Origin of the sequence: Luteibacter sp. E-22, assembly GCF_049913125.1 — a bacterium.
Lineage (GTDB): Bacteria > Pseudomonadota > Gammaproteobacteria > Xanthomonadales > Rhodanobacteraceae > Luteibacter.
Map to the genome: position 1 here is coordinate 3,921,895 of NZ_CP183975.1, position 16,038 is coordinate 3,937,932.

10 protein-coding genes and 1 tRNA gene are annotated in these 16,038 nt (G+C 64.2%); 3 read left to right on the top strand and 8 right to left on the bottom strand.

Annotation, left to right across the window (positions count from 1 at the left end):
• Positions 1 to 76 precede the first annotated feature (76 nt).
• Positions 77 to 493, top strand: coding sequence for an organic hydroperoxide resistance protein (locus ACN9M2_RS17505; protein WP_426285897.1), 417 nt, complete (start codon positions 77 to 79; stop codon positions 491 to 493).
• A gap of 65 nt (positions 494 to 558) precedes the next feature.
• Here ACN9M2_RS17505 and ACN9M2_RS17510 read toward each other — a convergent pair.
• The 4 genes from ACN9M2_RS17510 to ACN9M2_RS17525 all read right to left on the bottom strand — a co-directional run bounded on the left by ACN9M2_RS17510 (position 559) and on the right by ACN9M2_RS17525 (position 4,436).
• Positions 559 to 635 (bottom strand) — tRNA-Arg (locus ACN9M2_RS17510).
• A 54-nt stretch (positions 636 to 689) separates the two neighbouring features.
• On the bottom strand, positions 690 to 1,595 hold the full coding sequence (locus ACN9M2_RS17515; RefSeq protein ID WP_426285898.1) for a LytTR family DNA-binding domain-containing protein: 906 nt from the start codon (positions 1,593 to 1,595) through the stop codon (positions 690 to 692).
• A gap of 58 nt (positions 1,596 to 1,653) precedes the next feature.
• Positions 1,654 to 3,537 (bottom strand): M61 family metallopeptidase, encoded by a 1,884-nt coding sequence (locus tag ACN9M2_RS17520; protein ID WP_426287948.1) that lies wholly within the window; start codon positions 3,535 to 3,537, stop codon positions 1,654 to 1,656.
• A 194-nt stretch (positions 3,538 to 3,731) separates the two neighbouring features.
• A complete protein-coding gene (locus ACN9M2_RS17525; RefSeq protein ID WP_426285899.1) occupies positions 3,732 to 4,436 on the bottom strand; it encodes a glutathione S-transferase N-terminal domain-containing protein in 705 nt (234 codons plus the stop codon).
• Positions 4,437 to 4,660: 224 nt separating this feature from the next.
• On the opposite strand from ACN9M2_RS17525, the gene ACN9M2_RS17530 reads away from it, so the two are divergent.
• Positions 4,661 to 5,767 (top strand): hypothetical protein, encoded by a 1,107-nt coding sequence (locus ACN9M2_RS17530; protein WP_426285900.1) that lies wholly within the window; start codon positions 4,661 to 4,663, stop codon positions 5,765 to 5,767.
• Between the two features lie 256 nt (positions 5,768 to 6,023).
• Positions 6,024 to 9,059 carry a TonB-dependent receptor gene (locus ACN9M2_RS17535; protein WP_426285901.1) on the top strand — a complete coding sequence of 1,012 codons (3,036 nt, stop codon included), beginning with the start codon at positions 6,024 to 6,026 and terminating at the stop codon, positions 9,057 to 9,059.
• A gap of 102 nt (positions 9,060 to 9,161) precedes the next feature.
• Here ACN9M2_RS17535 and ACN9M2_RS17540 read toward each other — a convergent pair whose 3' ends face one another.
• The 4 genes from ACN9M2_RS17540 to ACN9M2_RS17555 form a co-directional block, all read right to left on the bottom strand.
• A complete protein-coding gene (locus tag ACN9M2_RS17540; protein ID WP_426285902.1) occupies positions 9,162 to 10,412 on the bottom strand; it encodes a hypothetical protein in 1,251 nt (416 codons plus the stop codon).
• A 517-nt stretch (positions 10,413 to 10,929) separates the two neighbouring features.
• Positions 10,930 to 12,438, bottom strand: a complete 1,509-nt coding sequence (locus tag ACN9M2_RS17545; RefSeq protein WP_426285903.1) for an amino acid permease — start codon at positions 12,436 to 12,438, stop codon at positions 10,930 to 10,932.
• Positions 12,439 to 12,521: 83 nt separating this feature from the next.
• Entirely contained in the window at positions 12,522 to 13,562 is a 1,041-nt protein-coding gene (locus ACN9M2_RS17550; protein ID WP_426285904.1) for a glycerophosphodiester phosphodiesterase, read from the bottom strand.
• A gap of 56 nt (positions 13,563 to 13,618) precedes the next feature.
• Positions 13,619 to 15,907 carry a TonB-dependent receptor gene (locus tag ACN9M2_RS17555; protein ID WP_426287949.1) on the bottom strand — a complete coding sequence of 763 codons (2,289 nt, stop codon included), beginning with the start codon at positions 15,905 to 15,907 and terminating at the stop codon, positions 13,619 to 13,621.
• Positions 15,908 to 16,038: the final 131 nt, after the last annotated feature.

The window sequence follows — 16,038 nt, forward strand, 5'->3', positions numbered from 1 at the left end:
TTCCGCCGCCATCGGGACACAGCCTGGATACGCCTCCGCGGTTTCCTATGACCACCCCACAACGGAAACCACGACCATGGCCCAGATCGAGAACGTCCTCTATACCGGCAAGACCCACACCACCGGCGGCCGCGACGGCGAATCGCGCAGCTCCGACGACCGCCTCAACGTGAAGCTCTCCTCACCCGGCGGTCCGGGCACCGGCAGCAACCCCGAGCAGCTGCTCGGCGCCGGCTGGTCGGCCTGCTTCATCGGCGCCATGGGCCTCGCCGCCCGCGAGCGGAAGATCGCCCTGCCGAAGGACACGGCGGTCGATGCCGAGATCGACCTCGGCACCGGCGACGGTGGTTATTTCCTGCAGGCGCGCCTCACGGTCAGCCTCCCCGGCCTCGACCCGGACATCGCGCACGAGCTGATCCAGTCCGCGCACCGCACCTGCCCCTACTCGAAGGCGACGCGTGGAAACATCGACGTGGAGATTCATCTGGCCTGACCGCACGCGCAGTCATCGGCACCGGGGAGCATCACCGGTGCCGATATGCGAAACGTAGGGAAGAATGGCGCGCCTGGAGGGATTCGAACCCCCGACCAATGGCTTCGGAAGCCACTACTCTATCCGGCTGAGCTACAGGCGCGTAACAGCGGATCGGCATTGTAGCGGGAATGGCCCGGGCGGCCTAGCCTCGATGTCAGGCCCGTGCGGATACCGGCCCGGTGCCCGCCGCCACGGAACGTAGGCTTTCCCGGTAGCGCCGGCTGCACGGCAGGACGCTGCCATCGGCCATGTGCAGGCGGGCCTCGCCCGCATCCAGCGGTTCGATGGCGGTGATCTGGGCCAACTGGACGATATAGCTACGGTGGGCGCGAACGAACACCGCCGGGTCGAGCCGGGTCTCCAGCGCCGCCAACGTGCTGCGCAATGGGTAATCGCGTCCACGCACGCGCAGGTTCACGTAGTTGCCCGAGGCCTGCGCCCATTCGATGTCGGCGGTGGCGACGAGGAAGTCACGGCCGAGCTTGCGCACGAGGAAGCGCTCGGGGCGATCCACAGGCTCCACGGGCGGCCCCTCGTCCGGCGCGTCGAGCAAGTGGGCTTCGCCCTGCACCCGCCGCCCGAACCACTCCACCATGTGCCAGAAGGCCACGATGACGAAGACCGTTCGGACATCCTTGAAGTATTCGTAGATGAGCTGCATCCGCAACGAACCCGGCTCGAAGGCGACGCCGGCCAGGCGGTAGACGAGAAGACGCAGCAGATCCATGCCGGCTACGTGCAGGACGCACCACAGGACACTGCCGAGGAAATACAGCGGCAGGCGGCGGCGCCAGGTATCCGCATGCAGCGGCCATCGGTCGCAGGCGCGGAGCAGGAAGGGCAGCATCAGCAGCGAGACGAACACGCTGGTGAGTTCGTTGGCGGCGATCTGCCAGGTGACCATGGGGATGCCGTATCGATCGGCATCCATCCGGTTGGTGAGGGTGTTGCCGATGGCCGCGCTGCCGAAGGCCAGGACCCAGAAGGCGATCATGTACCGGCGCCGGCGACGCTGCGCGCGGTCGAGCTCTAGGCCTGGCGGCAGAGGGGCTTGGGTCATGCGGCGGATGATAGCGCCCGGTGACGAAAGAGGGCGCCTTGCGGCGCCCTCCTTTTTTTTACTTCGCCTTGTACAGCTCACCCAGCCAGTCGGGCTTGCTCTTGTCCCGCTCGAGGTGCGGGTACTTGAGGCCTTCGTGGTAGTCGATCTTGATCGTCTTGTACTGGTCGAAATTCTTCACCAGCAATTCGATCGGCGCCTTGTCGGTCTTCGCGGCGGTGACGGCATCCTTCAATGCGTCGCCATCGAATTCCTTGTTGTTCACCGCGACGATGTGCATGCCCGGCGACAGGCCGGCATTGAACGCCGGACCATCCCAGCGCACGTCCGAGATATCGCCCTTGGACGACACGGCGAAGCCGGCGGAATAGGTCAGGTCGGTATAGTGACGGCGGCCTTCCACGGCCTTGAGCGCATCGGACGGCTTGTCGTTGTAGACGAGCTTCCAGCCGCCGCGCTCGATGCCTTCGAGGTCGCCCTTGTGGCCGTCGACGCGATCGCGCAGGTACGTGGCCCAATCGTATGGCGTGATGCCGTTGAGCGTGGAGACCACTTCCTCGAAGGTGTACGGATTCACCTTCCAGTCGCCGTCCTTCATGCCGAAGAAAGCCTTGGCGAAATCGTCGAGCGAACGCTTGTTCTTCGTCAGCTCACGCAGCTTCGTGTCGACGTCGAGCCAGATCATCTGCCCGCCCGAATAGTAATCCTCGCTCATCTGGTAGTTGCGATACGAGAGCGGGCGACGCTGTGCGATGGTCGGGTCGTTGGTGGTGTCCTGGATGTTGCGCCAGGACAAGCCCGGACGACCCTTGTCGTAGGTGGCGGCGACGAAGGCGAGCATGTCGCGCGCCTGATCCTGCGAGAGCAGGCCCGCACGCGCGGCGACCACGTTCCCCCAGAACTGCGTCTGGCCTTCGTAGACCCACAGCAGGCTGTCGCCCATCGGCACGTTGAAGTTCGGCGTGGCGAGGTCGGCGCCACGGCGGTACTTGCCGTCCCACGAGTGGTTGTATTCATGCGCGAGCAGATCGCGGCCGAGCCAGCTCTTGTCCCACTCGGTGAAGTAGTTGGGCGAGGCGCTGTTCTCGGACGAACGATGATGCTCGAGGCCGATGCCACCGAGCTTCTCGGTCAGCGCCAGCAGGAAGTCGTAATGGTTGTAGTGGCGCGCGCCGTAGAGCTTGTCCATCTGCTGGACCAGCTTGCGGTGGATCTCCAGCGCTTCCGGCTTGATCTCCAGCGCCTTGGCGTTGTCGGCCACGATGTTGAGGTGCACCGGCGAGCGGCCATTGGGATCGAGGTCGACGCGCTTGAAGTAGCGGCCGGCGAAGATCGGCGAATCGACGAGGTCGTCATAGTCGATCGCCTTGAAGGTGACGGTGTCGCCATCCTTGCTCGCCTGTTCCAGCGCCGTGCCGAACTGGAAGCCCGCGGGGAACTTCACCGACGGCTCGACCTGGATGCGATCCGCGCGATAACCCGCCGGATATAGCGATACCTGGTTCCATTGCACGTTGACGATGTCGGGCGTCATGACGATGCGGCCCTGGCGGGCATCCTGCGGCGTCAATGTCTGGAACTCCACGTCCACCGAGGACGCACCGGCCGGCACGTCCACATGGAAGGCGTAGACGTTGAACTCGTCGCGCTTCCACTCGATGCGCTTGCCACCGGCGGTGACGATCAGGCCGGCGAACTGGTCGATCGGGCCGCTGGGGGAATGGTGGCCCGGAATCCACTCAGGGAACAGCAGGGTCAGCGGACCCGGCTGCGCGGGGATGTTCTCGCGCACGCGGAAGATGCGCCGGTCGAGGTCGGTGGCGTCGACGACGAGCTTGAGGGTGCCGTTATAAGCGGTGTCTTGCGGTGCGGGGACATCGTCCGCGCGGACGGCCGGGGCGCCGATACCGGCCAGGGCGGCCAGCAGCGCGGAGGCGAGCATGGTGGATTTCACTGTGTTCTCCCGTGGAGCGTGATGGTCGCCCGTCCATCCGTGTCGAGCGGGTCGGCGCGTTCCCCTGAGGCCCGCGCAAGCCCTCGATCCTAAACGCCGGGCTGCGGGGTTCCCTATGCCAGAGGTCACGGACGGGAGCCATACGGGCCATGAAAACGGGAGAATCGCAGGATGCTGCCGAATCAGGCCCGCGCGGGAATCTTCAGGCCGCGCTGCACCGCGGGACGCGACATCCCGCGTTCGAGCCAGGCGATGACATGGCTGTATTCGTCGAAACCGACCAGCTCGCGGGCACCGTAGAACGTCACGAGGTTGTTCACCCAACCCAGCGTGGCGATGTCGGCGATGGTGTATTCGTCGCCCACGATCCATTCGCGCCCTTCGAGCCGCTTGTCGAGCACACCGAGCAGGCGCTTCGACTCCGCCACGTAGCGCTGCAACGGACGCTTGTCCTCGTACTCGCGGCCGGCGAACTTGTGGAAGAAACCGACCTGCCCGAACATCGGGCCGATGCCGGCCATCTGGAAGAACAGCCACTGGATGGTTTCCCAGCGGCCAGCGGCATCCGCGGGAATGAAACGGCCGGTCTTCTCGGCCAGGTACAGCAGGATCGCACCGGACTCGAACAGGCCGATGGGCTTGCCGTCCGGTCCATCCGGATCGACGATCGCCGGGATCTTCCCGTTCGGGTTGAGCGCGACGAATTCAGGCAGCTTGCTTTCGTCCTTGCCGATGTCGACGAGGTGTGGCTCGTAAGGCAGGCCCAGTTCCTCCAGCATGATCGATACCTTCACCCCATTCGGCGTGGGCAGCGAATAGAGCTGGATGCGCTCCGGGTGGGCCGCGGGCCATACGGCGTTGATCGGGAAACTCGTGAGATCGGACATGAGGACCTTCCTTCGCGGCGTGAACGCCTGAAGGTAGGGGGTGGCTGGCGACGATTCAATGCCGGCCACCCGTGCAGGCGTACGTCGTGCCCGGTGGGCGCCCCTGGCGCGACGGGGTTTCGGCTGTCGCACCGCGTCGCATCGCACGCGCACCGGGACGCCCTGGCGCCACATACACTGCCGCTGCTCCAAGCCTCCCCCACCAACGCCTGCAAAGGACTGCCATGGCCCCGCTACCCACCGCCGCGTTGCGGTGCATCGTCATTCTAGCCACCGCCTGCACGGCCGGCCTCTGCGCTGCGCAAGCGGCGATCACACATCCCATCGCCGCCTTCGACCGGGCCGTCGCCGCGGGGTTGCCTCGCACCATCTCCCTTGCCGCATCGACGGAACGATCGCGCGGCAAGGAAGGGACGAACGCCCTCGTCGTCGAATCGCATCTCGACATCGGCGTTCGTTTCGCCGACGGCGAAACCGGCGACATGTACCTTGCGACCTGGAAAGGCGAGCAGGCCGTCGTTACCCGCTCCGGCGACCACCTGGACATCACGGTGGCCCGTCGCGATGGCGTGTCCGTCACGGGCTTCGACCGCGAAGACGACACTCCCCATGTTGTCGAGTCCGCGAACGGCGACAACGCGAAACGTGTCGCGGTGGGACACGCGAACCGCAAGGTCCTATCCGGACGGGACACCAGCGAACCCAGGCGTCCCAGCGTGAACAAATCGCCTACGCTGACATTCTGGATGTTCCTTCACGACGACACGCTCGGCGTGGACCGAAAGCATATACACGCCAGTTACGTTGCCTGGTGGATCGCGGACATGAAAAAGATCCTGCCTGTCCATCGGTTGTGGGCAATCTATAGCCAGCAGGTCGAGGGGCTCACCGATATGCGCTATGGACACGAGGAGTCGCTCCGCGACTGGACGACGGCGATCGATTTCTACGAGCGACGGAACAAGTTGCCGCGCATCCCGGGAAAGTTCGAATACAAATTCATGCTCGTCACCAGCCATGAGCCTCTGCCTGGCGTCACCGGGCAAGCGTGGCTCGGCGGCGAAGAGGCTATTGCCTCGCTCTCGGGCCGCTACACGATCATCGCCCACGAATACGGACACACCCTGGCCGCCACACATGAAGACGCCGAGGTGCAATGGTCGTCGGTGTGGCCGTGCGAAACCAACCTGATCTCCAGCACCGTCGCATTGCGGTCCAATTGCTACCGCTACTCAAGGAAGAACGAACGCAACATTCGCGTCCACATGGCCCGGGAGTGGTCCGTGCCGGTCAACCCCGATCCGCCGGGGATTCCGCTCTTCTGTCAATAAGGACGTCCATACCCCTATACAACTTCGTAACTTTTCGCTATAACCGGTAACAAGTGCTGCATCGCAGCACGCGCTGTCTGCTGAACGGAAGCGACGCGTTCGCACGCGTTTATCGGCTCATCCCGCTCCGGCAACCCTTCGGTTGCCGGCGTCGGGCATGTGCCCGGGGGTCACCACAACACCGATATCCAGGTTCCGCGGCCGCGGAGCCCGGGCATGCCTTTGCCTTGAAATCGTTCCGAGGAGGCGTTTCTTCATGCTCAGCTTCAAGTCCCTCAACAAGACCACCCTTGCCGTCGCGCTGGCGCTCGCTTCGAGCCCAGCGGTTTTCGCCCAGTCGACGACGGGCGGCATCTTCGGACAGGCACCCGTCGCCGCCGGCCAGACGGTGGTCGTCACCAGCGATACCGGCCTCAGCCGCGAAATTCCGGTGGACGACCGCGGCAAGTATTCCGTGGGCCAGCTGCCGCTGGGTACCTATACGGTCAGCTTGCACGCCCATGGGCAGACCATCGACACGCGACAGAACATCGTGCTCAAGGTCGGCGCCGGCACCGAGGTGTCGTTCGCGGCGAGCGAGGCCCAGACACTCAGCGGCGTGACCGTTTCCGCGTCGGCCTTGCCGAAGATCGACGTTTCCACCATCGATTCCCGCACCGTGGTCACCTCCGAGCAGCTCGCCCGCCTGCCGCTGGGCCGCAATTCGGAAGCCATCGCCCTGCTCGCGCCGGGCGTGGTCAACAACGGCGGCAGCTTCAAGGGTCCCACGGGCAATTCCCTGGTGAGCTTCGGCGGTTCGGCAGCCAGCGAGAACGCTTACTACGTGAACGGCTTCGCCACGACCGACCCATTGCGCGGGTTCGGCGGCCTGTCGTTGCCCTACGGTGCCATCGACCAGCAGGAGGTCTATACCGGCGGCTACAGCGCGCAATACGGCCGTTCCGACGGTGGCGTGATCAACGTGGTCGGCAAGCGCGGCACGAACGAGTGGCACTTCGGTGCACAGGTGTTGTGGGAGCCGGGCTTCGCGCGCGCCAGCCAGCGCGACCGCTACTTCGAGAACGGCCTTCCCGCCACGCCACGCGCGGGCTCGCTGTATTCGCCCGACAGCGAGAACGACAGCGACAGCACCACGGTGAGCGCCTATGCGGGCGGTCCCCTGATCAAGGACAAGCTGTTCGTCTTCATCGCAGGCGAATTCCAGCGGCAAGAGGGCAACACCGTCAACCCCGTCAGCGGCTATACGAGCACCAAGCCGTACGTGGACTACCGGTACAACTCGCCGCGCTGGTACGGCAAGGTCGACTGGAACATCACGGACAACCACATCCTCGAACTGACCGGTGCGTCGGATAAATACGAAACCTCCGGCAGCGTTTACAACTACGATTACAACAGCCGCACGCGCCTCGCCCGCATCGGACAGAACGACGATACCAAGGCCGGCGGCGACCTGTGGACCGCGAAATACACCGGCTACATCACCGACGACCTCACCATCACCGCCCTCTACGGCAAGCTGCACACCACCGACTACGACGCACCCGGCGGATACGATCCCTCGCTCACCTATGTGGACGGCCTGGTCAACCAGAATCCGGCGCTGAACGGCGGCATCGGGCGTGGCAACAGCCAGACGGTATCGAGCCTCATTCCATCCGGCCGGGGCAACCGCACCACAAACACCCGGTTCGACATCACGTACAAGATCGGCGACCACACGATCACCGCCGGCATCGACAACCAGACCGCGACGGCGCTCGACCAGGGCTCGGTCACCTCGGGCCCGGGCTACTCGTGGACGTACGGCCAGGGCGATCCCGACACGCCTATCTCGACCGGCCTCGGCGTGCCGGCCACCGGCGGCTTTCCGAATGGCGCCGAAGGGTATTACGTGGTGCAGAACATCAGCAGCAGCCTCGCCACCGTACGCTCCACGCAGCGGGCGCAATACATCGAGGACAAGTGGCAGATCAACGACCGCTGGCTCCTTTCGGTAGGCCTGCGCAACGACCAGTTCCAGAACTTCAACGCGGACGGCGACGCCTTCGTCACCCAGCACAAGCCGCAATGGGCACCACGCCTCGGCGCCAGCTGGGATGTGTATGGCGACGCGACCTTCAAGGTGTACGCCAACGCAGGCCGCTATTACCTCGGCCTGCCTCTCAACCCGGCGTTGAACGCCGCGGGTGGCGCACTCACCACGTCGCAATACTTCACCTATGGCGGCATCGCCGCCGATGGCACACCGACCGGCCTCACCACCATCTCGCCACCCGTCGCGGCGAACAACACCTTCGGCCAACTGCCCGATCCGAAAACGGTGACGACCAAGGGCCTGAAATCGGAGTACCAGGACGAGTTCATCCTCGGCTTCACCAAGACGCTGGGGACCGATTGGGTTTATGGCGCGAAGGCCACGCAGCGCGTCCTGCGCAACGCCATCGACGACTATTGCGACATCGACCTGGTACTGGCCAAGGCCCAGTCGCTCGGCTACGACGTCACCACCGACAGCAACCCCGTGAGTTGCTGGCTGTTCAACCCGGGCAAGGCGAACACCTTCAACCTCGTCGACACCTCGGGCAACTACGTGAGCGTGCCGCTCTCGAACAAGGAGTTCGGCTTCGACCGGCTGAAACGGCGTTACTACTCGCTGGAAACCTTCCTGGAGCATCCTTTCAGCAACGGCTGGTACGGCAAGGTGAGCTACACCTTCTCGCGGAGCTATGGCAACACGGAAGGACAGCTGCGCTCGGATCTCTACCGCGAATCGCGCGGCACGGGCCAGACCGCGGTCTCCACGACGCAGGACTGGGACAACTCGTACATCATGGTCAATACCAACGGGGTGCAGAACAACGATCACAAGCACCAGCTGAAGTTCTTCGGCTATTACGAGTTCACCCCCGAGTGGCTGGTCAGCGGCAACCTCAGCATGATCTCCGGCGCGCCGAAGCCCTGCCTGGGCTATTTCGGCGTCGACCGCACCGATCCGGCCGGCTATGGCAACAGCTATCACTTCTGCAACGGCCTGCCCTCGCCGCCGGGAAGCCATGGACGCCTGCCGTGGGTGCGCCAGATCGACCTCGGCGTCACCTACCGTCCCGCCTTCGCGGATTCGAAGCTGGCCTTCAATGCCAACGTGTTCAACGTACTCAACGAGCAGAAGGTGATCGGCATCTATCCCAACGCCGAGTCGAACCCCAACCTCGCCAATCCGCTGTATGGAACGCCGACCTCGCGTCAGCTTCCGCGCTATGTCCGGCTCAGCGTGAATTACGACTACTGACGTCCACACGCTTCGGAAGCGCATCGGGGGCGGCCTTGCGGTCCGCCCCCGATATACGTGGCCTGGTCAACGGGCACAAATTCTTCGACCAGGGTATGGCGATCACGGCAACGTCGTCCAGACGGCGTTGGCGTCGTGATTGCTGTCTTCCGCAACGCCGACGGCATATGTACCCCCCTTGGACACGGTCACCAGCAGGCTCTTCGCACCACCACCGAAGAAAGGTACCGGCGTCACGACCAGCGGAGAGTTTGGATTGAAAACGGCGGCCTGCGTGTTTTCGCTTCCGTTGTCGCCTGCCACGACCACGAGGTCGTTATCACCCAGTCCTGTCGCTACGACCGTCGCGTCCGTATGCAGTGGCGGAATGGAAAGCACGATGTTGTTGACCGGATCGCTGAACCCATCGTTCTGGCGGCCATCGGACATCTGGTAGCGGTAGACCAGGTGACCGAGGTCATTGAGGAACAGGCCGGCACTTCGCTTGCCTACGGTATCGCCACTGAAATCCGGGAGATCGAGGACGCTCGCCGTGACGGCCGGATTTCCCCAGAACGCCGCCCTGCCAAAGGGTGCCGTCGGGAACACGCATGTGCCAATGATCTGCAACGAGGAGTTGATAGCGGTTCCGACGCAATAGCTGCTTCCGGATCGTTTCAACAGGTCGTGGGTGACGTAAATCCCCAGCGGTCCGGTCGTCGCAACCTTGGGCGTCACCGCGCCTGTTCCGCTCGGACAATTCAACAAGACCGCGGGATTTCCGCCGCCCGCCGAATTGGCGACATCCGCTACCTCGCAATTATCGCCGCGCCCCGACACCTGCACAGCCGTCCCGCTACCCGGCAGCCAGAGGACGGCCGTCGAGTTTCCGTTACCCCCCATGCTCTGGCCGGCAACGAATCCGGACTGGTTGTATGCCCCGACCGAGGTGCTTACGTCGGCACCCAACCCCAACAGGCCAGATAAAGGCGCCAGCTTCGTGGGGGAGGTCCCCGGGGACGTACTGCTCCAGGCTACCGCGAACACCACGCCGCCTGAATCCGAGCAGCTGCCTATCACCCTTCCATTGTTGGCGATCCCTTCGGCCGCGCAACCTTTGCCCGTTGCCAGGGGAGGAAGAGCGATTTCGCTACCCGCCGTGGAGACCCAGGCGACGAGCGAACCGTTCGTATTGCCTGGCTTGCAACTGCCTACGACGACGCCGGAGTCGTTGACATCGCTCGCATTGCATTGTGCGCCGGCGGCGTGCCCGAGACTCGTCAGCGACGCCGCAACGACGGGCGCCGGAAGTGCAACGATCAGAACAGCCACCGTCAACGAAAGATGGCGCAACCCGTGGTCCAGGACTTTCATGGAGCTCTCCTTGCTCGCAACGCTTACCTGTTCATGTCGCTGCCTGCGATCGTCATCACCGTACGCTGTTGTAGATCTGTCGAAGAACGGGTCTGAGCAGGAAGCAACTCTTGCCCTTCATATTTCCCTCGCTCGTCGATACCTCGGACCCTAGCGGAGGTCTCAGTAACTCACCACAGACTTGGGTGAATTCGGCAGGGAGCGAAGGCACAACGAGACGTCCTATGGTCAACTCGCCGCTTCCGGCTTGTTTAACAGGTTTCGCAATACCTATTGCTGGTACAAGCAAGGCGAAGGCCAGAAGCAAGCCACTCGGAATCTGCGAGGAAATTCGACGCGATAGAGGCTTCATGCAGCTCTCCTTGCTCACACGGCATCGATGCCGTGCCGAAACGTTAGCCGCTATCAGGCGAGCGCAACATAGATCATGCGTTGTAGGCGCGGTCGCGATGGCATCGATTCACGGCACCCTGTGCCGTGAATCGACCGAAAGATGCCGAAACCGTCCCGAAGCCGATCACGTCCTGCCGTTGAGCTTGCTGTGCTTCACGCCGTAAGCGAAGTAGACGATCAAGCCGATCGCCATCCAGATCGCGAAGCGCTCGAACGTGATCCATGGCAAGCCCCAGATCAGCGCCAGCGAGAACAGAATGCCCAGGGGTGCGACGAACCACACCGCGGGTGTGCGGAACTTGCGCTCCAGCTCCGGTTTGCGTACGCGCAGCACCAGGACGGAGGCGCAGATGAGGATGAACGCGCTGAGCGTGCCGATGTTTACCAGTTCGGCCACTTCGCCGATCGGCAACAGGCCGGCGACGATCGCGGTGAAGATGCCGAGGATCATGGTCGGGCGCGCCGGCGTGCCGAAACGCGGGTGCACGCGGGCGAACCATGCAGGCAGCAGGCCGTCGCGTGAGAGCGCGAACCAGATGCGTGCCGCGCCGAGCATGAAGGCGAACAGCACGCTGATGACGCCGATGACGGCGGCCACGGCGATCACGTTGCTGAGCCATGGCAAGCCGATCGCATTGAAGGCATCGGAGACCGAGGCTTCGCCACTCAGTGTGGCATAGGGGACGATACCGGTCAGCACCAGCGACACCGCGATATAGAGCACCATCGCGACGGCCAGCGAGAGCAACACCGCGCGCGGGAGGTCGCGCTGCGGATTCTTCGCTTCCTCGGCGGCGGTGGTGAGCGTGTCGTAGCCGAAGACGGCGAAGAAGACCACGCTCGCACCGGTGAGCACGCCGTGCCAGCCGAAGTGGCCGACGCCCTTGTCGTCGAAGATCCGTTCCGGAATGAACGGGTGCCAGTTGGCCGTATTGATGAAGAAGGCGCCGACGCCGATCACCAGCGCCACGCCGAGCACCTTGATGCCAACGATGACGGTGTTCAGGCGCGCGCCCCATTCGGTGCGGACGGAAAGCAGGATCGCCACCAACAGCGAGATACCGGCCGCGATCACGTTGAAGCGATGACCATCGGTCGGCGCGGCGACGGGTTCGGCGAACGAGACCCCCAGCGACCCCAGCCCCTGCTGCCAGAAATACTTCATGGTGTCGGCGCTCATGCTCTTCTGCGCCCATTCCGGCAGGTGCACGCCGGCACTTGCCAGCAGGACTTGCACGTAGCCGGACCAGCCGATCGCCACGACGGCGACCACCAATGCGTATTCGAGGAGAAGATCCCAGCCGATGATCCAGGCCGCCCCCTCGCCGAGCACCGCATAGCCATAGGTGTAGGCGCTACCGGTGACCGGGATCAGTCCGGCGAATTCGGCGTAGCAAAGCGCCGCGCAGGCGCTGCCGAAGCCGGCGATGATGAAGCTCAGGGCCACGGCAGGCCCCGCGTTGAGCGCGGCCTGCTGGCCGGCGAGCACGAAGATGCCCACACCGATGATGCCGCCGATGCCGATCGCCGTGAGCTGCCACAAACCCAGCACGCGCCGGAAGTCCGTGCGCTGGCCGACTTCGGCCTGGAGCTGTTCGACGGACTTGTGACGGAGGAACTTCGCTAACGACATCGGGTGAATCCCCTGGAGCTGGCTGACCGGGGATCATAGCCGGGCGAGCCCGGGGTGTCGTCAGCGCAGGCTGACGCGCCGTGTCAGCGTCCGTCGAGGGCCTTGCGGCCCAGGGCCGGGTCGTCGGTGAAGAACGCATCGATGCCGGTGGCCAGGTAGGCACGGATCTCAGCCACCGAACCGGCCTCGTTGCGCGCGGCATCGCCGGCGCCGTCGCGGAAATTCGCGGCCAGGAAATGGTTCTCGGGACGGAAGGTGTATGGATGGACCTCCAGCCCGGCGGCATGCGCATCGCGAACCAGCGGCGTCACGGGCGCCAGCCGGCCGTCCTTGCCCAGTGGAATGATGCTCCGCGTGGAGGGGCCGATCGCATCCGCATAAGCGGCGATGGCCTTGAGGCCCGGGGGCGTCATCATCTTGCCGTACGTGGCGGACGCTTCATCGGCCGGATGCTCCGCCGCGTCGTCCATCAACTGCAACAGGCGAACGTTGGGATGATCCTTGCCGAGCTTCCCGCGCAGGTACTTCAGGTTGCCGACCTCGAAGGACTGGATCTCCACCGGCGCGACGCGTGTGTAGGCATGGGCATCCAGGGTCGCCAGCACCTTGTCCTCCATCGGCAGGCCAAGGCCACGGAAATAGGTGGAATGCTTGATCTCGGGGATGATGCCGATGACCCGTTGGCGGGCCGAGGCCTCGGCGGCGACGAACTCGATCATCTCGTCGAAGGTGGGCACGCTGAACTGCCCGTCGAACGCCGTGTTCGCCTTGCGGATATCGGCAAGGCGCTCGCGGGCGCGCAAGGTCTTCAGTTCGGCCAGGGTGAAATCCTCGGTGAACCAGCCCGTGATCGTCACGCCGTCGACCGTCTTCGTCGTACGCCGGCTGGCGAACTCCGCATGGGCGGCGACATCGGTGGTACCGCTGATCTCGTTCTCATGGCGGACGACCAGCACGCCGTCCTTCGTCGCTACAAGGTCCGGCTCGACGAAATCGGCGCCGTCTTCGATCGCCACCGCGTACGCCGCCAGCGTGTGCTCGGGCCGCAAGGCGCTGGCGCCACGGTGGCCGATGACGAGGACCTTCGCGGCAAGCGGGGCCACCGGGGCGGCGGTCGTGGGCATCGGTATCGCTCCAAGGGCGAGGAACACAGCGCACGAGGATAGAGCAAACGCCCTCATCAGAAATCCGCCGTGAGGGTGAGGAAGCTCTGCCGCGGGGCACTGGCGTGGAACGCCAGGGCACGGCCTTGCGGGTCCGTCGCCGCGAACGCGGTGAGGTTCGTCGCGTAGCGGTGGTCCGTGAGGTTGGTGATGTTGAGCGCCAGGGTCAGCGCCTTCAGGTTGGCGACGGGACCGAAGTCATAGCTGGCGCCGAAGTCGAACGAGGTCGCACCGGCTACGCTCTGGTCGTTCGTATAGGTGTAGTAGCGCTTGCCTGTGTACTTGCCGCGCAGGCTGGCCGACCAGGGCCCGGAGGTCCAGCTGATCTCGCTGGCGAACATGCGCTTAGGCGTATCCACCGTGGTCTTGTCCTTCACCGGAACGATCTTGCCGCTGGCGACATAGTTGTCGTCATACGTGGAGTCGTTGAACGACGCCGAGTTATACCACTCGAAACCGCGCACGGGCTTCCAGATGAAGGTGAACTCGGCACCGCGGCTGCTCACCGAACCGACGTTGACGAAGGCCGTGTTGCATTCCGGACGCGTACCGACCTCGATGCTCGGGCAGGGATTGAGCGAGAGCAGTCGGTTGTCGAACTTCACGTCGTACAGCGCGGCCGACGCTTCGTATCCCTCACCGATGCTGCGGAAGCCACCATCGATCGAGCGCGACTGCTCGGGCTTCAGGTTCGATTTCGTGCCATTGAACGCGGCCTGCGACACCGACAACGGGCCGCCCGCGCCACCACCCTGGAAGGCGGCGATATTCTTGGCATAGGAAAGGAAGATTTCCTGGCCCGGCGCCAGCTGGAACGCGAGCCCCGCCTGCGGAAGCAGCGACTTGCCCGCCTTCAGGGTGCCATTCGCATAGGGGCTTTCCACGCCGGGCAATTCGACCGCTTTCATGGTGGTGTGCGGGCTCTTCACGCCCACGTCGATGCTGAGGCGGTCGTCCAGCGCCTTGAAGCTGTCCTGCAGGTAGGCCTGCTTGGTGGTGATCGTATAGTCCTGCGCGAACAGGCGGCGATCCGGATCGGAGAGGTAGCGGTCGTCGCTGACCGGTCCATCGATGTAGTAGAAATTGCGCTCGACGTGATGGTCGTTCTTTTCGTACCAGACGCCGCCTTCCACGTGGTGGTTGCCCAGGTCCCATGACAACGACGCGATGGCGCCGTTGCGATTGATCGTATAGTTCGTGCTGCGGATCGAGATAGGCAGTTCGTCAGGGGTGCCCGGATTGGACTTCTGTCCCGGCGACCACCAGTGGCCCTGGCCGGCGTTTTCGTGGTGATAGACCTGGGTATGCAGCGTGGCCGCGTCGGCGACGGTGAAGTCGCCCGCGAGGTAGTAGAGATCGTCGCGGCGCAACGCACGGCTCTGGTAATAGGCATCGTCGATGTTGTCCACGCCGCCGGAGAAGCCACAGCGCGGATCGCTCACGCCACCCTTGGTGTATGCGGGCGCGCAGTACGCCGCCGCCAACGCACGGTTCCAGTCGGGGGCGTAGAGGTTCCAATCCCAACCGAGGCCGCGCTTCAGGCCGCTCTTGGAGAGGTAGGCATAGTCGGCCTGGCTCGTACGCGAGGTATCGGCGAAACCGGTGATGCGGTTGCCTTCACCGAACTCGTAGACCGCCTTGCCGTTGAATTGCTTGGTGTTGGTCGGCGAATTGGGGCGTGCCCACATGTCCGCGTCGGCATGGGCGCCGGACAGGTACATGGAGAAACCCTTGTAGTCGCCCGTGTCGATGCGCGCATAGGTACGCCGGTTATGGTCGCTGCCGAAGGTCTGCGCCACCTTGCCGCCGAAGGTCTTGGCCGGGTCCGACGAGAAATACTGGATGGCGCCGCCGAGGTTGCTGGTGGAGGCCGTGCCCAGGGCGCCGATGCCTTCGGACAGCTCGACGGTCGCCATGTTCTCCGGCAACAGCGCTCGCGAGATGTTCAGGCCGTTGTAGTTGCCATAAGCGTTGTCACCGAGCGGCAGGCCGTCGAGCGTGTAGCCCAGGCGAGTGGTGTTGAAACCGCGCAAGGTGATGGACTGCGATTCCTCGTTGGCGCCGAAGGCGTCGTTCGATTGCACCGACACGCCGGGAAGTCGGTTGAGGATCTTCTGCGGGCTCGTCCCCGGCGGAAGTACCTTCTGGTCGTCCGGCACGATGCGCTGCACCTGGCGCGTCTCGCCCTGGCCGATGACGGAAACCGCTTCCAGGTCCTGGGTCTTCGGCGGCGGCGCATCGTCGGCATGGGCCTGGAAGGCAAGCGCGGAGGCGAGGGCGAGGAACAGGACGCGGCGGGAGTACATCATCGACAGGCAACTCGTCATGGGAAGCGGACGAGGGTGACTGACGAGTGTTTACGTTTTTTTACGGCTCCGGGAAGATGTTGCGAAGCGGTGACGTGGGTCGCAGTTGCGGCAGCGTCCCCGAACTGCAA